Here is a 22799-nt window from a genome sequence, read left to right as displayed (position 1 = left end):
TTCTACGTTTACCCAGCCTGTTTTCATAGATCCACCGTTATTGGCATCCAGGTAGTACCATCTATCATTATCTTTCACCCAACCTGTCTTCATCACACCAATTTTATTTGGGTCTGAATCCGTATCTAAATAATAGTATTTTCCTTCTACATTTACCCAGCCTGTTTTCATAGATCCACCGTTATTGGCATCCAGGTAGTACCATCTATCATTATCTTTCAGCCAACCTGTCTTCATCACACCAATTTTATTTGGGTCTGAATCTGTATCTAAATAATAGTATTTTCCTTCTACATTTACCCAGCCTGTTTTCATAGACCCACCGTTATTAGCATCTAGGTAGTACCATCTATCATTATCTTTCAGCCAGCCTGTTTTTTTCACACCATTTTCAAAGTAGAACCATGTTCCATTTCCATCTTTTACCCAACCACTCTGTTCAGTAGCTTGCATATTTTGAGCTGTTTCGGCTGAACTTACAATTGGCTGAATGCTCAAGCCAATTGTTGTCGCTAATGTAAGTGCTGCAATTTGTTTTTTCATAATTTCATTTCCCCCCTATAGATATTTTTTTAGAGATCTACTATAAAAAAAGTTATGATATATTTATGTAATTTAACATTTATAGTAGATTCATATAATAAAGTGAATAAAACGCTTATTATATTATTAATTTTGTTTTTATAATCTGTAGAAATCACCCCATTTATATGTAATAGCTTAACTTCAATACATGAATTCCAAGTTTAAGAATGCTTGTAAACGTAGTATAAAATTAATAGATTTAAAAAATTTCTACAGATACATAATAATCAATTGATTATTATGTATCTCCCTTGTAATTTAAACGATTACACTGCAGGTTTTTATAAACAATAATTGCAACTATATTGATATTAAATTATATTGAATGTTGAAAAATATTCTTTTAAGAATAAATTGTTAAATTGCAGGAGGGAAAATGGAATTTTACGATCTTGGTATTATTATTAAAGAACTCAGAATAAAAAAAACATATCACAATCTGAATTATGTAAGGGAATATGTTCACAAAGCCAAATTAGTAAGATAGAAAAAGGAATTATGTATCCATTCAGTATATTATTATATCAACTAGCTGAAAAACTTGGCATTGATCCAAATTAGATATTTGCACTAACACAAAATAAAAAATTTAAATATGTAGAAAACGTAAAGTATGTACTAAGAGATTGCATCAAGCAAAAACAATATAAAGAACTTTATGAAATAGAAAAAAACAAAAATAATTTCCAACAAAAAGAAGATAAACAATTTCTACTATGGCATGAAGCAATTGCTATATTTAATGTAAATGGATCAACAAAAAATGCTTTAGATATTTTAAATAAAGCATTAAAATTAACCTTAACCAATGTTGATTTTTTATCAGAAAAAGAAATAGATATCATGCATACAATAGCTGTAATACATGCGGAAAATAAGGAATATGAAAAAAGCATTATTTATATTTCAATTAACAGAAAAAACAATATATAAAAACAATTAAAGAAAAATATTTTAAAAACCAAAATAAAAAAACCTCCATAATTTCTTAAAAACTACTTACAATACAACAAAACCCACCGGAAAAATCCCCGTAGGTTTTAAACTTATAAACATCTTATTATTTTCTGTAAACTTTATTCTAAAATATTAATGTTTAAGGGGTTACTATACATGCCCATCAACTTAAGATTTTTATAATCCCCAAAACAAAAAAATTGCCCATTTTCGCCTGAAGATGTCAATTTTCTCGTTTTGGGGTATTTGTTTGTCTTAGCTTGATGGTGATATGGCGAGACCCCTTAATGAGAAAATATGATATTTCGTTACCTCCATATATGCAATATTGAATATAAGAATGTATCGTTAAAAACTGAAGCGCTTACTACAATAAAAGCATAAAGATAAATCATTAGCATCAACAAAAGAGGAGGAAATAATATGGAAATCGCAATGACAGTTTTAAAATTTGTAGGTTCCGTCACATCAACATCAAGTTAAAACCACTTTTAAAACATTAATAAGTACTTTTTATTTATTATAAATATGAAAGAGGAAATAAAAAACAGTAGTGCATAAAATCACTACTGTTTTTATTGTTTTTTGTAAGTGAATACTTTAAATTCCTATCTATATAATTTAAACGAGTAAATAGCTCCAACGAAGAATACAAAGGTTTCAAATCAAATTTTATTTTTTAATATGATGTTACATAATACCAATTCTTTTCTACCTTTATGATTTCTTTAAAATCACTATTAAAATCCGACTTAATTGGTTTTATATCATTAAACGAATATATAAAACCTGAAAAATTATCTAATATACCACGATAAGTATAGAAGAAAATTAAAGTACTATTTTCTTTTTCTTGAACCAATATATCCCCACCATTTTTGGAAGTTGATACAAATTGTTTAGGTAAATGAATCATCTTACTATTATACTCAACATTTGGAATTAACTTTTTTTGTTCTATAAGTTCTATTACTTGTTTACGATCTTCTTTATAAATTATAAAATCTAGTTTCATATATATTTTTACAAAAGGCACATATATACAAATAATAATTATGATTAATTGTATAACTAAAGGTTTCCAGTTTTTACATTTTATAAAGTTTATAATTCCTATAATAAATATTTTGAACTACCCCCACTTTCACTTCGTTTAGAAGTGAGGGATTCCTAAGTAAAGAGTTCTATCGAACTCTAATTGATTAGGCTAACCCCGCAGTCCTTGCGGTTAGAAGCCTTATCGCTTCATTCTTTAGATTGATACTTGCGTTAATATCTCTATCATGATGTGTTTGACATGAAGGGCAAAACCATTTACGTAGGTTTAGATTTTTAACGTCTTTATTTTGATACCCACAACAGGAACATAATTGGCTGGAAGCAAATGTTTTCGATACGACAATGACTTGTTTGCCATACCATTTTGCTTTGTATTCTAACATGGATCGAAATTGCAACCAAGATACCTCACTAATTGCTTTTGCTAACTTATGATTTTTTAGCATATTCGATACTTGCAAATCCTCTATACCGATAACATCGTGGTTTTTGATGATTTCAGTTGAGATTTTGTCCAAGTAATCTTTTCTAGCATTTGATATGTATTCATGAATTCTAGCTACCTTTACTCGTTGTTTATTCCAGCGAGAAGATCCTTTCATTCTTCTAGAAAGAACACGCTGTGCTTTCGCCAACTTATCTTCTAATGATCGGAAAAACTTAGGATTTTTATAGTGTGTTCCATTTGACAAAATAGCGAGATCTTTTAGTCCTACATCTATTCCAATGTAAGAATGTGTTTTCGGAAGTTCTTGTACTTCTGTTTCAACTAATAGTGACACAAAATATCTACCAGCAGGGTTCCGTCTAACTGTAGCATTTACAATACGTCCCTCTACTTCACGACTTTTGGCAAATCGAACAAGGCCTAGTTTCGGTAACTTTATTTTGTTCCCTATAATGGCAATGTTTTCATTTGTTTGTTTTGTAGTATAAGATTGTACGTTGTTCTTCTTAGATTTAAAGCGCGGTGCGCTGTTTTGTTTTTTGAAAAAGCGTGTATAAGCATCCGCAAGGTTGCGAACAGACGACTGAATCGCAATACTATCCACTTCTTTTAGCCAAACAAGCTCTTTCTTCATGGCAGGTAGTTTGGCAGAGCATGTACCGTAGGTCAAGCCTTTTCCTGTCTCTTTGTATGCTTGATCCCATAAGGATAGGAAATGATTGAATACAAAGCGAGAACATCCAATCGTTTTGTTGATTAGAATTGCTTGTGCCTGATTTGGATAGATACGAAACTTATAGGCTTTATTCATCATTATTTGATTCACCTCCATTTCGGTATATGACTATTATACACCGAACGTATATTCGATAGGTAGTGGAGTAACACTTTCTATACGTCGAACAATTAAGATGGCTTCCTGCCACCCCTTGTTCGAAGCCAATTCATCTCCCACCTACTCACTGGGCTGTGACCCTTCACGCTCCTTGAGGAAGGAGTCTTCTTGGCTAAAATGATAAAATAAAACCCGATTATCAGTCTAAACCATTTTTTAGATCTAACAATAACAAGTGGACATTTTTACATTTCAGATAGTCTCTTTTATTCTAATTTCTTCATTTCTTTCAGTCGTTCTATATCCTTTTCTGATGCCTTTTCTATTTCATACAATTCATAGCTACCCTTTGTCTCATTTATCACTACAAATTCAATTTCATTCCGAATATAGCTTTTAGTTTTTCCTTTTTTATAACCAATAACATTATCTAATATAGTTTCCCCACTATCTTTTTTATATAAATTATAGCTTACAGGTGGACGACCAATTACATACTTATTATCTGAAAACCCGACTATATCATCTCTTCCTAATCCTGTCGAAACACTCCAGACAAAAATAATCTGAAATATAGAAAAAACAACAATACCGCATAAGAAAACAAATAGGATTGATTTAAAAAATAACTTTAAAAATATCTTGCCCAAAAACATTCCCTCCCATTTCATCTCGGGATAGCAAGAACAAAACGTGAGTTTTGTACGTTAAGAAACCGAATTTTTATATTGTTGAACTCAACCCCCGTCAATGCCATAAGAAAAAGGGTTACCGCAGTAACCCTTTTTCTTATAATACACGTCATTTAGGTAAGCTATGGATGAATAAAGTAAATCTATGAAATTTTCCACAATTTTTTAACTTCCACCAATTCCTGCCCATTGAATTCCATTCTATATATATCTGGTTTTGATGTCTGTAGTAAAAAATTCAAATCATACTTACTGTCATAATACCCCATCATCAAAGTCATTACAGCTCCATGAGTGCCTAATACTACTTTCTGTCCTCGATAGGTGTTTAATAATTCTTTTAAAACTTTTATAGCTCGTTTCTGACAGTCGACATTCGACTCTCCTCCCTTTAAAGCAAAGTCGGGATCTATGAATGACTTTTCTATCAAAGGGAATAATTCTTTATCCGACATTCGTTCCTCTTCAGCAATAAAAATTCTCTCTTTTAAGTCCTCAAATACTATAACTTCTTTTCCTATTTGCTTCGCTAACTGCTGAACAGTTAGAATTGAGCGATTGTATGGACTCGAGATAACAACGTCGATTTCCTCACCTTGTAATGCATCTGTTATTCGTTGAACATCTGATTTTCCTTTTTCAGTTAATCCTCTTGTCTCTTCTTTTCCAAATTTCGGTGAATCCCCGTGTCTCACCATATATATGAAAGTTTTCATAATTGCCTCCATTTTCCCAGTTTTATTTACAATTCCTCCCTGATATTAGCATATATATCCAAGTCTGTCTCTTTCAATTAACAGAAAAACGCGCGAATTTGAAATAAATTCACGATATTTGTAAGAAAAACTCGAAGTTTTCACTATCCTCAGGTATAAAAAAACGTTATTCTTTCTAAACAAGCTTGATTATTAGAAAGGATGAGATTTTTATGAATCTTTCAATTCGAAGCGAGCTACAATTATTTGCTGAAGAATTACATCAACATCTTACCCCATCATTTTTAGAAAAACTCGCTAGAGAACTAGCTTTTGTACAAAGAAAGCGTAAATTTTCAGTACGTGATTTAGCTATTATTTGTGTGTGGATTAGTCAACGTGTAGCGAGTGATTCCTTAGTTCGACTGTGTAGTCAACTTCATGCTGTTACAGGAACTCTTATGAGTCCAGAAGGACTAAATAAACGCTTCAATAAGAAGGCTGTTTGCTTTTTAAAACATATCTTCTCTATATTATTAAAAAATAAAATTTGTGAAACATCAGTGATTCCAAGCTCTTCAATTACCTATTTTCAACGGATTCGTATTTTAGATGCGACGATTTTTCAAGTACCAAAACATTTAGCTAGTGTGTATCCTGGATCAGGTGGTTGTGCACAAACAGCAGGTATAAAGATTCAATTAGAATATGATTTACATAGTGGACAGGTTTTAAATTTTCAAGTTGAACCGGGTAAGAACAATGATAAGACCTTTGGAACAGAATGTTTAGCAACATTACGACCTGGCGATTTATACTTACATAAATAAAAGTACAGTTATTTATTAAAAGACGCAAGTTCAATAGTGGTATATTCAGAAAATTCAGTCCAACCAATTTAAGAATCCCATTAATGTGTGTGTTGAATATTTTAATTTATATTACGGCACGTGAAATTTTATTATCTATGCTAAAAAAGCCCCCATAGAAATTACATCTATGAGGAGGATTCAGTCGAGATACGTGCAAAAATGGGTCACAGCGATACAATATTTACCAAACGGTGGTTATTGAGGGCATTTGTAGCATCATCCGAAGTCACTCTGGCTCCAGCATCGAAATAGGTTAGATTGCTAAAGGTACCTCTATTGTTTCTCGTAGACGAAGCATACACTTCTCAAACATGCCCTTGTTGCCAAAGAAGAAAGTGCGGACACGTAACTACGTTTGTGTGTGCGGCTACGAAGAACACTGGGACATTCACGGTGCCCGCAACATTTTGGCAAAAGAACTGTACGGAAAGATGTGTCATATCCCGGAAGAAACGAAGAGAAAGTATTTGTGGATTGCGTAAGCAAAAAGTAGTAGACGGTGTGTTCCCACCCTTCTGCATGTGCAGAAGTTGCTTAGTCAAATGAAGAAAAGGAGTCCCTGCATAGGTGCAGAGAGGAGATGGAAAATCCGCTTCTCATGGGACCTTATCTTTGTTGATGCTAAGAAATCCCCACTTCAAGCGGAAACGAGTAAGTGGGGGAGGTTCATAGTGAATTATTTTTGTACTTAAATTACTTAATCTCTAAAATCATTGCTAGATCGATTGCATAATTCGTGCGAGTTCTTTTTCTAAAGCAGCGGGCTCGTTTGCATAATTGTAAATCCCTAAAAACTTCTCTATAGCCTCTGGATGGGAACTGATTAGCTTGTTGACAGCATCCTGTTGTTCAGATATGCGTTCATTCTTCGAAATTTGGCATCCCATGTGAAACCGAACCATAAACTCATCTTCTATTGCCTTTTGATATTCTTCAGACATTTGATTTGATTGATCGGATTGTCCCTTATATTTTGATAGAATATTGGATAATATACGTGCTCCACATATAGCATCATGGATACCCTGCGCCATGCCAGGATCTTTAAAACAAACTGCATCTCCAACCAACGCCCATCCTTTTCCCATTCCTTTATACCAGTAATTATCATATCCGAGAATGCCTTTGACTGGTTCTACTAGTTCTGCATTTTTCAAGCGCGCCCCAATTGTTGTATTCGGAAAGTTATCTGTAAAGAAATTGCGTAGACAGCTTTCCGGATTTAATTTCAACCGTTCTATCAATTCCTTATTTTCTAATGGGAAAATGCCGACAATTACATATAAATCATCATTCGTCGGAAAGAGAATGGCTGTGTTATCTTTTATCTTGTATACTTCAAATTTAGGGACATTATCGTGGCGAAATCCAGAGAAATACCCGAAATAGATGCCGACTGTTGCCGGAATACTTATTTTGAGTTCACTTTTTACGAGCTTGCGAATAATAGAGGATCGGCCGTCTGCCCCGACTACCAGGCGAGCTAAAAATTCTTGTTTCTCGTTGTCGCCGTCTAAACCTTTCACGCCTATCACTGTTTCGTCATCACGGATGACATCCGTCACACGAAATCCTTCTAAAACAGTTACATTCATTTGGGATTTGGCTTGTTCAAGTAGAATATGATCGAGATAAGTTCTTCTAATACAATAACAACTTTCCTCTCCGTAAACCTCAGGGATGAGACCTTCTATCACGGTATCCTCAAATTGAAATTTAATATCCCGTACCGGCGGTGCTTTTGTTTCCAATAACTTGTCCAGGACACCGGTTTCTCGAAGAAGAGCGACAGTATTATTGAAAAAGGTATGGGTTGATAATGTGTCCCTTGGAAAATTCGCTCGGTCCACTAACAACACATGGAAACCTGCCTTAGCAAGATAAATTGCCAGGGTAGAGCCGGCACATCTAGCACCGGTAATGATGACATCATACGTCTTATTCATCGTATCACTCCATTTTCAAGTATAATTATTAACTTGCTTATCCATTAGCAGAGTTCTAAAGTTAATGCCCCTACGAGTTAAAGTAATGGGGAAAATTGATAAGAATGCACTACATACTATAAACCAAATGATATGTATTTCTTGTTCAATTAAAAATCTCCCCCTAGATCAATCATGAATATCCTTTTTTATTACTAAATTATAACAATTAAATTGTATCATAATTCCAGAACAAAAAATTATAAAAACCCGCATGAATACATAAGAAACACGTACACTACCAATACCGAATTAATGCAAACATAGAATTCCAAAACATTAAAAATCTATTTTAGGAACGTTCTTAAAATATTAATGCCTTTCGGTACATGCTTGTTTTCCCTCAAATAAATCACCAGTTTATCACCTGTTTGTAAAGGTATATCTTTACAAACAGAAAGGGATTATGTACGAAACATTAGAATATCAAGTTTATAAAGGTGATTAAGTTTATTTTATAAACGTTTTTTCAATGAATACTTTTACAAATCCTCATCTTTAATTAACTCCAATGTTGTATTCAAAATCTTTTCTTTCGTTGATATGAATACTTATCTTTCAATTTTTATATCCTTACACCACATTTCTAATTCCATAGGAGGCATAATTATATTACAGGTATATAATTTCAAACCCTCTTTTTCTACTTCACCGATTTCAATATCATGAAGAAAATATGGTAACTGTTTATATGCAAATGTTTTTATTGGTTTTTCTTTTACATATCCCATACTATGTTTGAAATCTATTCTATAGCAACCGCTAAATTGAAAATCTACATCGCCATTTTCATCCTTATAAGTTAGGTGTACCTCATCACCAAAATAGTCGCATACTAATTTAGTAACCCACGCATCCCAGTAATTTAACTTATCAATTTTTTCTTGTATTCTTTGTACGTTCATATTTCCTCACCTCATTTTTTATATGGGATATGAGCATCTGGACTTTTAGCATCAACTATGTTTCCATTTAAATCTAAAGGATTTTTATTTTCATCGTATAAATGTACATGGTCATACTTTGTAACTTTATCCGGTGGATCTATTCTCATTCTTATTGTACCATTACCATCTCGAACGTGAATAAACCCATTATTATCCGTGTATTTCCATCCGTCTGGAAGCTTTTCTAGAATTTCTTTTTTAGACATATTTGGGATATTGTGCGTGTTAATCTTACCAATAGTCTTTCAGTAGACTTCGCAGCCTTCTCAAGATTTTTCGCTTTCTTTTTAATATCCTCAACAATGCCAATTACCTTTCCGATAGTTTTTACAGTTCCACCAATTAGTACTGATGCAACACCAATCGCATAATCAGATGATTTGTATTTGTCTTTTCCGCCCATTTCATGGCCTTGTACCAATTGAATAATTTCTTTTGGTACATTAATAATTGGCCAAACATCTAATGAGGCATTCATAAATTTTGTTGTATCTCGATCAGCTTGTTCAAGCTCTCTCATTTTTTCTAGAGTAACACCAAAATCACGGAAAGCATTTGTTAAATCAATTGTACTCTATACATCATCTTCTGGATCATATTTTTACCTGTTACTAAGTCTTCCCCTTTAATGAGTTGTCCAATTTCTTTTCCTGTACGAATTATAGGCGTCATGCCCAATATGAATGATACATCTCCATCATTCTTACGATCATGCACTCTAGATGGATCGCCACCTAAATCACGAAGTGCATTACTCAAGTCAATATTTCCAACAATGATGACAGCAGCAGGTATATCGATTTTATAACTTGCTATTTCATTAGCGATTTGTTATTTAAGTCCTTACATGACAGCGCATGTAAATCGATTTGGAAAGTTTCATATTGATTCAAATCGCGAACCTGACAAACTGCCGTTTAATCTTTCTGTATCTTCCAAAGACATGGTATTTCATTAAAAATGGGTATAATAAAAAACCGTAGGAATAAATTGTTCCTACGGTTTTAAAATTAAAAGTAGTAAATAATTAAGTTAAACCTGAACAAAACTAGATATATTAACTTGAGAACCCAATAAAGATGCTCCTTCTGGAAAGAAATATCTTCAACAACCTTATCTAGTATTAACTAATATTCTTTAACAACGAAATATCACAATATTTTAGAGTAAATGACTTTAGAAAAGAAAGTACTTCTTCCGTTACAATAAGATCTCCTCTAATTGTTAAACAAAATTGATGTCCTGACCACTCGCTATAATCTCCATTTTCATGGTTTACTGTACCTAAAGGAATAAGCCTCCAGAAATTCGGCAATTCTTTACCAGGATATAATTCTTGAAATTCCTCAGAAAGACTAATTAAGCATTCTTCCAATTTAAAATCTTTTAATTCACTAGATAATAATGCATTTTTCAGTTTCTCGGAAACAATAAAACAAGGCGTAGATTCTAACAAATCATCGCCAAGCCATCCATAGAATTCATAATGTAAAAATTGAACTTTTCCCGAAATTCCTTCTGTGCCAATATTCTTTTCGTTACTATAAATTGTTTTTTCTCCATGTCCACCGGCTACTTCAGGTGATATTAGATATAAGTTCATAATTTAAATCTTCCTTTTGTGTTATTTGTTTACTGGAGGTATAAATTTATCTCCATATTTTTTATCTAATTCTATCATATAATCAATTACTTCTTTTTTTGTTGGATTAGGATTTGATTTATAAAACTCGTTCCAATCTTTTCTTATTTTTGATAAATGTATTTCATTATTTATTTCTTTTGGTATACCCCTCAAATTTTGTATATCATGTATTTCTGCTTCAGTAAATAAATTTGGATATTTCTTTAATACTTGTTGTTCAACTGCATGATGTACAACCACATTGCCTTTTAATTCTGGATATTGATCAAAGAATGTTTTTCTATAATTTTTAGAGGCTTTTTCAAGGTTCTTTGCTTTATTTTCAATATCAGCTACTGTTCCAACTACTTTACCAATTGTCTTTACGGTACCACCTGTAGCAAGAGTTACTATACCCATGACATAATCGGAAGAATCATATGAGCGACTTGTACCCAGCTCTTTCTCTTGCCACATTTGAATAACTTCTTTTGGTACGTTAAGTATAGGAACAAAGTCTATAAAGGTTGTCATGAATTGATTAGCAGACTTTTGGCCAGCTATAAACTCATCGTATTTTTCTGGTGAAACACCAAGATCATAAAATCAATATAACCACTTAGTTGCTAACTGCCTTATTTTTTATAACGTATTTTCCATGTCTAAACTACTGCACGAGTACGAGAAACAACTAGAGGGATTTAATAAAGAGTTGATTTGTTATTTGAGTCCTTACATGACAGCACACGTAAATCGATTTGGAAAGTATCATATTGATTCAAATCGAATACCAGAAAATCTTCCATTTGATCCTTCAACTTTTTCAAAAAACAAGGTGTTTATTTAAATGTTATGTACAAAAAAACGTAGGAATATTTAATTCCTACGTTTTTTATAAGTAAATGCATTTGTTCATTTACTATTACAATTCCTCAAATTCATCAATTTCAGCTTTACGCTTTAAAAATAGTTCCATATCTTTATTTTCTCTTTCTATTAATCCAAGAGCATGTGTATCATCCAAAGCTAACTCTTTATATCCCCATATATAATCTATATATGTATTTTTAACATGTCTGTGATCTGCACAGTACCATTCTAAAGGTTGTAGGGCATCGGATATTTTAAATAATTCTGCTGGATACCATGATGGCATATTTTCACGTTCTCCTAAAATTAAATATGTCAACTCACCACTTTGTAACTTGCATATGCCATAAACAATATACTCCTTTTTAATAACTAAATTGAATATTTCCTCGGTTGCCTTTGTTAGATAATCTCCAGTATTGTACAAACAAGTTACTTTCATAATAAACGCCCCTTATTTATTTTTTATCTTTAAATTTAAAATCATCAAATTCACCAGTTTTTGTATTTTTAACATAATGTATTTCCACCCCATTTACATTATGGGCCATTTTGACCCACCCGTCTTCCTTAGGCCATCTAGGATCTGTCATAGGTACCCTTATTTCCTTACCTTGTGGATTTGATCTAACTTCTTTCATTGCAAGTTGCTCTTCTAATGAATTAGCTGTTGTTCTACCAGTAGAACCTCTTCCTAATATTTTTACTTCATGGTTTGTATTCTTCGCAGCCTTCTCAAGATTTTTCGCTTTCTTTTCAATATCCTCAACACTGCCAACTACCTTTCCGATAGTTTTTACAGTTTTTATAGTTCCACCAGTTAGTACTGATGCAACACCAATCGCGTAATCAGATGGTTTGTATTTGTCTTTTTCGCCCATTTCATGGCCTTGTACCAATTGAATAATTTCTTTTGGCACATTAATAATTGGCCAAGCATCCAATGTGACATTCATGAATTTAGTCGTATCTCGATCAGCTTGTTCAAGCTCTCTCATTTTTTCTGGAGTAACACCAAAATCACGGAAAGCATTTGTTAAATCAATACTGCCAATACTTCCAGCAGGTATATCAATTTTATGACTTACTATTTTATTAGCGGAGTCCATAAATGTATTTGCAAGATCTATTCCCATATTGAAATCTGTGAAAAATCCTGGGACTTTGGCATCCAGCGCTTGTAAATCTTTCGCAATGATTGGAGCGTTTTTTCTTGTTACTTGTACAAGTTCCTCCAATTGAGGTTTCGCCTCATCTACAGAATGTTTTAGACGAATCGAACTATTTACAACTGGTCCTAAGTCTTTAACTACACCGGAAAGCCCTTCAGCTAACTCACGATGATTTTTCTCAATTTCAACTGTTGCATCAGCTACATCTTTTAAAAAGTCTGCCGATTTACCAGCAACTACATCTAATGCTTTGTAGTAATCAGCATAAGCTTGATAAAGCGCTCCATAGTTTTGAAGTATAGTAGTATATACATCAGCACTAAATCCCATCCACTCTTTTCCATACGCTAGAGCATCTTCTTTCGTATTTCCAAGCAGTTTAAATAGCTCTTTTCTTTGAGTGACCGTTAAATTTTTAATGTCACCTTTCATTGCATTCACTAATTCTTGCAATTTATCATGTGATTCTTTAATCACTTTCATTTTATACTGTACATCTTGCTTTGCGTTGTTTACGTTCCTTGAAATACTTTCCCAGTTCTCTGCAGCATCTAACAACCCTTGTTCTGATTCTTCTAAAATTTTAATCGTGTTATTTATGAATGGTTCGTCACTTTTTAAATAATCTAATACACCTTCAAATATCTTTACTTTTCCATCAAGCAAAGTAAGTGGACTTTTAGCCTCCTGATCAAAGATAATAGCATCATGAATACGTACATATCCTTTTTCTCCTTGATAATTAACCTCATACCAAGAACCGACTTTCCCAGTTACTTCTATCACTTCACCCTTATTTACACGTTTTGCACGTAATGCTTTTCTTAAATCTGGCTCAGGATATACTTTTTTAACAAGGGATTCTAATGTAACCCATCCTTTAACCATTTCTCCCTCTTGATTAAAGGAGAATTTCTTATCTTTATATGTAAAATCTCCTGTTTGTAATGCACCTGAAGGCTGTAGCAAATACCAATTAAACTCTTGCTTCATCCAACCATTTCTTGATTCATGAGAAGCATCAAAATAATACGGTTTCCCATCAACATGTGTAAATCCAGATTGTACAGGACCTAACGGGCCAAAGTAATAAGTTTTTCCGTCAATATGTTGGATTCCAGTTTGCACCACGCCATCGGTTCCCAAATAATAATCGTATCCATTTGTATGTACCCATCCGGTTTGCATAAAACCATCGGTACCAAAATAATAACGTTTTCCATCAATTGATTGGAAACCTGTTATTCTTTGCCCATCTTTTTTATAATACGTCCATTTTCCTTCTTCTTGTACCCATCCTTGTTTATTGTCTAAATAGAGTGCTTCTTTTAATTGATCAATCCATTTTAATCCATTCGCAAGAAGAGCTAAATCACTATCTAGTTGTTTATCAAATTTCTTTTGAATATTGGGTGGAAAGTATTTTTCAGGATCTTTATGATACTCCGTTATCATAAAATGAGACAAATTCGTTGCTTCCTTTGTTACATCCCATGAACGAACTGGTGATTCACCAATTACAACAGATTCAAATATCCGAACATAACCGACTTCTCCTTGATATTTAACCTGATACCATAACCCCTGCTTTGAAATGACCTCTAAGACATCCCCATCCTTTACAGGTTTAGATTTAAATAGAAATTTTGTTTCTGGCTTTGGATAGATTCTTTTAACAGCAGAACGAAGAGTAATCCATCCTTTTTCCATATCCCCGTATTTATTAATTTCAAATGGTTTTCCTTGATAGGTAAATGTTCCTGTTACATACTTCCCATCTTTTAAATAGCTCCATGAAGTTGCAGAAAAACTCCATCCAGTCTTTAATTTACCAGGCTCACTATAATATAAATCGTCTTTTCCTACCTGTTTTCTCCCTTGGAATAGCCTCCCATCTTTAAAAAAGGAATACTCTATTCCATCTAAAGTAATGTTATCTATTTGCTTACTTCCATCTTTTTGATAATAGTACCAATTCTCATTTTCCTTCACCCAGCCTACTTTATTTAAAACTTCGGCTGCCGCTGTAAATGTTGGTGCATAGGTAGAGAATAATAAAAATAATGATACTATAAGTCCTATGACTTTCTTCATACTCGCATCTCCTTATCAATTCATTAAAAACTTTTTAATTATATATTAGATTTTAAAGTTATTAAAAATATTCAATATAAATATGCATAATTGCATATTTATATTCTCGATAGTACGATCCCAATCATATTGGGAAGGAATCTTTTCCGTACCCCTAAGTTATCTTTACCCCCAAAAAGAACCTGTTTTCCATGGAAAACAGGTTCTTTTTCATTATTACTTCTTCGCTATACAATCTTTTATTTTTTGTACTCAAATAATTAAGATTTTTAAATAAAAAGTTTCGAAGTGAAACCCTTCTTCCCTTTTGTTCAAAATCGTTAGAGTACACTACAACAGTATTGGTTCTTTAATTAATGGTAAATACTCTATACTCATAGCATAATTTAATAACAAATTGATATACTCTTGATTTGGCTCTAAACAATGTACATTCTTCAAATATCCTTGCGTGTATAAACAAGATGGTATAGCTACTGATAGCTCTTCTACAGATTCTAATAAAGGCATTATGAGCTCTAAAGCTTTCTGTTCATCAGTAGTTAGATTCGTATTAAAAAACTTCTCTATATACTTCTCTTGTTTCATTAACAGGATATCGTATCCAAAAGCTTGTAAACTATTAATAAATTGGTCCCATTTAAGCTGATTTGGATTACAAATATGCATGGTTTTATTTACTGTATTGGCCTTATAAGATAATTCAGTAATAGCTAAACTTCCATAGTCTACAGGCGTTAAATCTACATACGTATTAACGTCAGGAGCTATGCTAGATAGGCATATCCCTTTTAATAATCTATAAAATGCGTTTTCATTAATATTGTATTGAAATTTACCTGTTTTAGAGTTACCCACTAAATTCCCCACACGGTATATCGTGGCACGAACTCCTTTTTCCATTGCTTCTCTGACCATTTTCTCGCCTTGAAACTTACTTTCTAGGTACAGATTATCTAAATTTTGCCCTCTATCAAAATCAGACTCAAAGAATTCAAATTCTTTTGGATCGCTTTCAGCCTGACCTACTACACTTAAAGTCGATATATAATGAAAACGCACATTTGTGTTCTTAGCTAATTCCAATAAGTATTTTGTAGACTCAACATTTACCTTTTGGAAATGCTCACGTTCGCCATAGTGTCTAACTTCTCCACCACAATGTATGATTGATTCTACGTTTTTCTTTAAATGATCCAATTGCTTTGAATCTAGACCTAGATTTATCAAAGATAAATCTCCTTCAATTAATTCTACTCTCTCCTTCAACTTTTGGAAGATTTCTTTACCGAAATAAAACTCCATTCTTTCTTTTAACTTTGCACCAATTACTTGATCCTCATTTTTCCTTACTAAACAGTAAATAGTCGTAGATGGCAACTGTAATAACCTTTCTAAAATATGTGCTCCTAAATATCCTGTTGCCCCTGTAAGGAAAACTGTTTTTGGATAATTCACCATATCTAATTCACTTTCTTCTGATTTAGTTGTTTCATAAACAGGAGTCGCTTTCGCTTCATTTTCCATACATACTACATTCATATTTTTCTCTTTCTTAAACGATATATCTTCCATCTCTTCAATATGAGAGGCTAAATTTTCTATTGTTCTATACTTAAAGAAGTCTTGAATTTTCAAGTTAGGATATAACGGTTTTAATTTAACTAATGCCGGCATAACTTTTAACGAATGTCCACCCAAATTAAAGAAATCATCTTTTAAACCTATAGATTTTATGTTTAGAACCTCAGACCATACCTTTGCAATGTTTTTTTGCACTTTAGTTTGAGGTTTAATTTTACACTCATCGTTTTGCTCATGATCAAACTCTATTTCTGGTAGTTTTTCAAAATCAATTTTCCCATTCGCCGTTATTGGTATTTCTAACACATGAGAGTAATATTTAGGGATCATATATTCTGGCAATACATTTGATAAATGGAAAGCTAACTTATTTTTCTCTATCCCTATACCGTCCACTGTTTTATAATAAGCTTGCAGTAACATTCCATCTTTCGTTTGTGTTACCACAGCCTGACTTATCCCATCAAGTTGTAACATTGCATCTTCTATTTCTCCTAATTCAATTCTGTGCCCTCTAATTTTAACCTGCTTATCTTTTCTTCCCATAAATTCTATATTTCCATTTGGTAACCATCTTGCTAAATCACCTGTTCGATATAATCTTTTACTCTTATCTTCTGAAAATGGGTTTGAAATAAATGCCTGTTTTGTTTTCTCTTCCTGCTTCCAATACCCTTGGGCCAATCCTAAACTCTCAATATATAATTCACCCATGCCCCCTACCGGACAGGGTTGCATATATGAATTCAATATATGAACCTTTGTATTAGAAATTGGAATACCAATCGGTACGCTTCCTAAAAGATTATTTTCGCTTTCTAAGACTGGTATGAAATAATACATTGCTGAGACAGTTGCTTCAGTAGGGCCATACTCATTTACCAGCTGTACTTGATCTTTAAAAGTACTTTGCCAACTTCTAATAGCATTTGTTGATGCAGCTTCCCCTCCCATTATTATAAATCTTAAAGAACGTATCTTTTCGCAATCCAGTTTCGTTAATGAAGTCGATAATTCATTGAAAAATACTGTTGGTAAGTCAGAAATAGTTGCTTGTGTTTCTTGAATGGCTTGAGCATATGCGACAGTTGAATAGCGCTGTTCATCACTTAATACATATAGTTCCGCCCCATTTAACAAGGTAGAAAAAATTTCTGATACTGAAGAATCAAAACTATGGGAATAAAACTGTGTTACTTTATCATTTGAAGAAATCTGAAATACTTCATTTCTCCATTCAACTAAATTTAATACTCCTTTATGTGTTAATAATGTACCTTTTGGTTTACCTGTTGATCCTGAAGTATAAATTACATATGCCAAATCATCTGGTTTATTTAAAATTTTCACATCATCATTTATAGTCGTACGATATATATCCTCTATTATTGAAACCTGATAATTACTTACATTCAAATGACTTTTGTATTTGTTACTCGTTATAATTCTACATGCCTCACTGTCACGAACTATATAATTTATTCTATCCTCAGGGTATTTTACATCGATTGGTATATAGGCAGCACCGGCTTTTAATATTCCAAGCATAGAAACGATACTATTCATACTTCTATCTAAAAATATGGCTACCTTATCTCCTCTTTTTATACCTTTTTCGAGTAAATGTTGAGCTACTTGATTAGAGCTCATATTTAATTGTCTATATGTTAAAGATTCCGTTTCAGTCGCTATAGCAATCCGATTGGAATGTCTCTCTACTTGCATATGGAATTGCTCCTGTATATTTTGAAAATAAGGATAGGGTCTTTCTGTATGATTTACCTTTTTATATAAAGATTCTTCTTCCTGTGATAGGAATGAAAGATTTTCATATGCTACTGTTCGTTGATGAATAAAGGCGTCCAGTATAGTAAGTAAATTTTGAGTAAACCTATTAATTGACTCTTCCTTGAAAAGATTAATATCATACTCAAATGAAATCCCTACATAATCCAATCCTTCTTCAACAGCTAAAGAAATGTCAAATTTACTAATATCTTGTTTATTAGGTAACAACTGAAGCTTATACGCATCATGTTGCTGCAGAATATCTTTCTGATAACTAAACATAGTAGAAAAGATCGGATTATTTCCATAGCTTCTATCAGGATTTATTTGCTCAATTACTTTATCAAATGGGTACGATTGGTTTTGGAATGAATTCAAACATTTCTCTCTCACTACTTGTAATAGCTGTGTTAAATTTTTCACATCATTCAATTTTGTTCTAATCGCTAAGGTATTTACAAAGAATCCTTGTATTTGTTCAAATTCTTGATGATTCCTTCCAACAACCGGTGTACCTACAATAATATCTTTTTGATCCGTTAGATAATGTAACAATTGAATATACGCTGCTAAAAATAGCATATACATAGAAACATTCTCTTGTTCACATACTTGTTTCAAAGACTCTTTCATTTCATTATCTAACTTCATTTCAAATACTGTACCCTTATTCGTACTTTGACGATTCCTACTAAAATCTAAAGGAAGATTTAGTATAGGAAGAGGTGCTGCAAGTTCGGCCATCCAATAAGATTTTTCCGTATCCCACCGACCTAAATTTAACTGCTCCTGTTCCCACTCAGCATAATCTACATATCGATTAGAGATAGTTCGCAACTCAGGATTTCTACGTTTTGCAAAGGCACTATATACCTTCATTAATTCATCTAATAAATTCCTTACACTCCACTCATCTGTAATAATGTGATGTAAATTGATATATAAATAAGACTTTTTCTTATCGAGATTAAAAATTCTAATCCTAAAAAGAGGTCCATTTTCTAAATCAAATGGTGTATGATCCGTTTGATTTATTGTTGTACGTATATATTCTTGTTGTTCTTTTTTAGACATGTGTTCAATCTCATCGTGAATCAAATCAATCGCTATTGAGTTTAAGATGACTTGTCTAGGCTCCCCATTTCTTTCAATAAACACTGTTCGTAGCATTTCGTGTCGTTCAACTAAAAACCTTATGGTATCTTGTAAAATATCCTTTTTTAAACTCGGCTCAATATATATGTGTAGTGGTGTATCATATACTCTATTAATGGCGTTATACTTATTTAAAAACCAGATTCTTTTTTGAGCACTTGATAATTGATAACTTTCCTTATCTGCAACTTTTAATACTTGCGTCTCCTGTTCTTCCCTATCATGATTTACTGCCATTAATTTATCGATGTAAGCAGACAGACTAGCAATCGTTGTATGCTCAAAAATATCTCTAATTTCAATTTTTAGATGAAACTCTTTTTGAATTTGATTTAACACTTGCACAGCAATTAATGAATGTCCCCCAAGTTTAAAAAAGTCATCATCTCTGCCGATTCTATATTTCCCTAAATTTAAAATCTCTGCCCATGTTTTTGCCAATCTTTTTTCTGTTTCACTTATTGGTGGGACATATTGCTTCTGCATGTTTTCAAGTAAAGATGGGATTTGTAATTCTAATTTTTTTCTATCTAGTTTCCCGCTTGGTGATACAGGAAAACTTTCAAGGTGAAATACATAATTTGGCATCATAAAATCTGGTAAACTTTCACTTAAGAATGTTTTTAATGCCTCTTGTTTTAGTTCTGTATTGTCTTTTGATAAATAAAAACTAACGATTTTGTCGTTTTGATAAGTGAATACTACAGCATCTCTCACCTCTGGATGTTTAAATAATGTTCCTTCGATTTCATCCAGCTCAATTCGATACCCACGTATTTTTACTTGATTATCTTTCCTTCCGATAAATTCTAAATTTCCATTCGGTAAAAGACGTACTAAATCTCCAGTACGATACATCTTTTTATCATAATTATAGGATTTACCGAAAGAAATAAACGCCTCTTTTGTTTTTTCCTGTTGATTTAAATATCCGTTGGCAACTCCATCACCGCCAATAAATAACTCACCTACTACACCTGACGGACATAATGTATTGAACGGACTAACCACGAAAACTTCACTATTAGCAATTGGTTTACCTATTGGGATATTAGAGATTTCTTTTTGTATCTCACCATTTACTTCATACATCGTTGCACATACAGTAGTTTCAGTAGGACCATATGCATTAAGAACTGGAATCTTTAACCCTAATTTACTTTGCCATTTACGAACTGATTCAGCAGGTAAAGTTTCCCCTCCTACAAATACGCGTTTTACAGAATTTAATTTAAGTAACATTTCTTTTGGCATATCAGCTATTAATTTAAAAAACGCAGTTGGTAAAACCACATTTGTAATACTATTCTTCTCAATTACATTTATAAATTCCTCTGCTGAACGTTTTTCGATTTCAGAAATTAAATGCATTCTCCCTCTACATAGCAAAATCGGAAATATTTCCATAATGGAGGCGTCAAAAATGATCGTTGCAAATTGTAAAAATACATCTTCTTTTCCTAAATGAAATGTATTGATTACTGAATATGATAAATTAATTACGCCTTTATGTGGTACAACGACTCCTTTTGGTAAACCCGTTGAACCTGACGTGTAGATAATATAAGCTGCATCTTCTATGGTATGTGTAGGTGCAATATTTTCTATAGAATTAGCATAATGAAAATCTTCTAGATAAATTGTATGAATCGCAAAACTTTCAACCAATTCCCTGTATTCTTTCTTCGTAATAATCATTTGACTTTCGCTATCTTTTAAGATGTATTCTATTCTTTTTTTAGGAAACTTTGGATCAATTGGTACATAAACTCCACCTGATTTTAGGATACCTAGAATCCATACAATGGTATCAATCTCTCTTTCCATAGTAATACTTACACGCTGTCCCTTTTTTATATCATTTTCACGCAAATAATTCGCTATTTGATTTGACCTTTGCTGTAATTCATAATAGTTAATGGATTTGTCCCCCATTGAAATCGCTATTTGATTTGGCGATTCTAATGCTTGTAGATCGATTAATTGATCTAATGTTTTTGAATTAGGATATGTAAGAGCATTTGAGTTCATCTCTTTGTATAGACGATGATCTTTTTCTAAAAGCAAATCCAATGAATGAATAGGTTCATTCACATTCTTCATTAATTTTTGTAACAAATATATATACCTTTCGACTAAATCACTAATACTCTCTGGTTTATATAATGCTGAGTTATAGTCAACCTCAATTTTATTCTCTGTTTCCCCTTCATATCGCATTATTCTCCAAGTCATATTAAAAGGATTTACTCTTTTACAATCTGTTAAAACTGTTGACTCAATATCAGGAATTTTTAATTCTGGTATCTTCATCGTATTAAATGCTGTGGAATATACCATATTATGATTTGTATTTAGATTTAAATCTTTTACTATATGTGAGTATGGATTATGTTTATACGTAATAGCTAGATGAATAGATTTATTCACTTTATTAAGTATTCCCCTAAATGTTTCTCCCTTTTCTATTGTTATACGTATAGGTACTGTATTAACAAAATAGCCAAAAGTATTTCGTTCTTCTGTATGTGGTCTAGTATTAATTGGAATACCAACAATTATCTCTTCAGCATTTGTCATTTGATGAAGCAAGGTACAATAAGTACTTAACATTACTCGATAAATACTTATATTATTTTTTTTAGCAAAACATTGTATTTGATAAAATAAATCCGAATTAATATTCTTACTTATATTTTTATCTGTATATCTTTTTTCATTCATTTTATTAAAATCAATAGGAAACTCTGTAGGAGTTAATTCACCTTGTAAATAATCTTTCCAATACGATGATCCATCTTTATATATTGCACTATCAATAAAACCCTCCTCATACTCTACGAGGTTCTTATAAGGAGATTCAAATTCTACATTCGTCTTCCCTTGAAGTAATTCACCATACGTATTGGATAATTGTCGGATGAAAACTCCTAAACTCCATCCATCATAAATAATGTGATGAAACATTAAATGTAAAACAAATGTATCTTCACTGAATTTAATAATGTGGAATTTAAACAAAGGCCCCTCTTCTAAACTAAATTTCTCATTCACTATAGATTCTAAGAAATTTTTTAAAATAGATTTTTGTTCTGTGTTTTTAAAAGCAGTTAAATCTTTAATTGGTATATCAAATTCTACATTCTTTTGAATTAATTGCTTTATTTTTTCATCCCTCTTCTTAAATATTGTACGTAGCGCCGGATGTGATTGCACTATCGTAGTAAGCGTTTTCTTTAAAACCTCTATTTGAAGATTTCCTTTTAACTTTATTATAATCGGTTCATTGTTCATTCCTTTTTCTATTTCCATTTGATGAGCTATCCATAATGCTTCTTGGCCTACTGTTACATCCAATTCTTCTACAATTTCATATTTCTTTTGTATTTCTTTCATATGAATTTCTCCTTTTATAAATATTTAAAAACGGATAATAT

Annotated in this window: 12 protein-coding genes and 6 pseudogenes; 3 read left to right on the top strand and 15 right to left on the bottom strand. The window is 32.3% G+C overall.

The annotated features are described in order from the left end of the window. Nucleotides 1-543 (bottom strand): annotated as a pseudogene (locus MRP26_RS22015) (NlpC/P60 family protein); the annotation flags it as partial. A 418-nt stretch (nucleotides 544-961) separates the two neighbouring features. Here MRP26_RS22015 and MRP26_RS22010 point away from each other — a divergent pair. After that, a pseudogene (locus MRP26_RS22010) lies at nucleotides 962-1482 on the top strand (helix-turn-helix domain-containing protein); the annotation flags it as partial. A 739-nt stretch (nucleotides 1483-2221) separates the two neighbouring features. On the opposite strand, the pseudogene MRP26_RS22000 reads toward MRP26_RS22010, so the two are convergent. The 4 genes and pseudogenes from MRP26_RS22000 to MRP26_RS21985 form a co-directional block, all read right to left on the bottom strand. Beyond that, a pseudogene (locus MRP26_RS22000) lies at nucleotides 2222-2674 on the bottom strand (hypothetical protein); the annotation flags it as partial. Between the two features lie 70 nt (nucleotides 2675-2744). Then, on the bottom strand, nucleotides 2745-3863 hold the full coding sequence (gene tnpB, locus MRP26_RS21995) for an IS200/IS605 family element RNA-guided endonuclease TnpB (protein ID WP_242806964.1): 1119 nt from the start codon (nucleotides 3861-3863) through the stop codon (nucleotides 2745-2747). 287 nt (nucleotides 3864-4150) lie between these two features. Next, nucleotides 4151-4534 carry a hypothetical protein gene (locus tag MRP26_RS21990; RefSeq protein ID WP_141442471.1) on the bottom strand — a complete coding sequence of 128 codons (384 nt, stop codon included), beginning with the start codon at nucleotides 4532-4534 and terminating at the stop codon, nucleotides 4151-4153. A 185-nt stretch (nucleotides 4535-4719) separates the two neighbouring features. After that, nucleotides 4720-5292: a histidine phosphatase family protein gene (locus MRP26_RS21985; RefSeq protein ID WP_097914567.1), complete on the bottom strand. Its 573-nt coding sequence runs from the start codon at nucleotides 5290-5292 to the stop codon at nucleotides 4720-4722. A gap of 212 nt (nucleotides 5293-5504) precedes the next feature. Here MRP26_RS21985 and MRP26_RS21980 point away from each other — a divergent pair. Next, nucleotides 5505-6086, top strand: a pseudogene (locus MRP26_RS21980) (IS4 family transposase); the annotation flags it as partial. Nucleotides 6087-6859: 773 nt separating this feature from the next. Here MRP26_RS21980 and MRP26_RS21975 read toward each other — a convergent pair. From MRP26_RS21975 to MRP26_RS21945, 7 genes and pseudogenes are all read right to left on the bottom strand, one after another. Then, the gene (locus MRP26_RS21975) at nucleotides 6860-8089 is read right to left on the bottom strand and encodes an NAD(P)/FAD-dependent oxidoreductase (protein ID WP_001044754.1); all 1230 of its coding nucleotides are present in this window, start codon (nucleotides 8087-8089) and stop codon (nucleotides 6860-6862) included. A gap of 590 nt (nucleotides 8090-8679) precedes the next feature. Continuing rightward, the gene (locus MRP26_RS21970) at nucleotides 8680-9033 is read right to left on the bottom strand and encodes a hypothetical protein (RefSeq protein ID WP_197242402.1); all 354 of its coding nucleotides are present in this window, start codon (nucleotides 9031-9033) and stop codon (nucleotides 8680-8682) included. A gap of 11 nt (nucleotides 9034-9044) precedes the next feature. Beyond that, complete coding sequence (locus tag MRP26_RS21965) at nucleotides 9045-9281, bottom strand: transposase (RefSeq protein WP_088021212.1); 237 nt, start codon at nucleotides 9279-9281, stop codon at nucleotides 9045-9047. Next, nucleotides 9260-9595: a hypothetical protein gene (locus MRP26_RS21960; RefSeq protein ID WP_088021211.1), complete on the bottom strand. Its 336-nt coding sequence runs from the start codon at nucleotides 9593-9595 to the stop codon at nucleotides 9260-9262. The genes MRP26_RS21965 and MRP26_RS21960 overlap by 22 nt, the downstream gene beginning before the upstream one ends. Nucleotides 9596-9658: 63 nt before the next feature. Next, nucleotides 9659-9900 (bottom strand): annotated as a pseudogene (locus MRP26_RS21955) (hypothetical protein); the annotation flags it as partial. A 298-nt stretch (nucleotides 9901-10198) separates the two neighbouring features. Further along, a complete protein-coding gene (locus MRP26_RS21950; protein WP_088021210.1) occupies nucleotides 10199-10678 on the bottom strand; it encodes a hypothetical protein in 480 nt (159 codons plus the stop codon). A 21-nt stretch (nucleotides 10679-10699) separates the two neighbouring features. Then, nucleotides 10700-11176: a hypothetical protein gene (locus MRP26_RS21945; RefSeq protein WP_176328765.1), complete on the bottom strand. Its 477-nt coding sequence runs from the start codon at nucleotides 11174-11176 to the stop codon at nucleotides 10700-10702. Nucleotides 11177-11318: 142 nt separating this feature from the next. Here MRP26_RS21945 and MRP26_RS31110 point away from each other — a divergent pair. Next, a pseudogene (locus MRP26_RS31110) lies at nucleotides 11319-11546 on the top strand (Tn3 family transposase); the annotation flags it as partial. Nucleotides 11547-11621: 75 nt separating this feature from the next. Here the strand turns inward: MRP26_RS31110 and MRP26_RS21940 are convergent. The 3 genes from MRP26_RS21940 to MRP26_RS21930 form a co-directional block, all read right to left on the bottom strand. Further along, entirely contained in the window at nucleotides 11622-12011 is a 390-nt protein-coding gene (locus tag MRP26_RS21940; RefSeq protein WP_088021208.1) for a hypothetical protein, read from the bottom strand. Nucleotides 12012-12027: 16 nt separating this feature from the next. Continuing rightward, nucleotides 12028-14835, bottom strand: a complete 2808-nt coding sequence (locus MRP26_RS21935) for an N-acetylmuramoyl-L-alanine amidase family protein (protein WP_242806962.1) — start codon at nucleotides 14833-14835, stop codon at nucleotides 12028-12030. A 330-nt stretch (nucleotides 14836-15165) separates the two neighbouring features. Next, nucleotides 15166-22758, bottom strand: a complete 7593-nt coding sequence (locus MRP26_RS21930) for a non-ribosomal peptide synthetase (protein ID WP_242806960.1) — start codon at nucleotides 22756-22758, stop codon at nucleotides 15166-15168. Nucleotides 22759-22799 lie beyond the last annotated feature (41 nt).

Origin of the sequence: Bacillus sp. CCB-MMP212 (assembly GCF_022748145.1) — a bacterium.
Taxonomy (GTDB): Bacteria; Bacillota; Bacilli; order Bacillales; family Bacillaceae_G; genus Bacillus_A; species Bacillus_A cereus.
The sequence above is the reverse complement of the archived record's forward strand: the minus strand, read 5'-3'. Positions and strand labels throughout refer to the sequence as shown.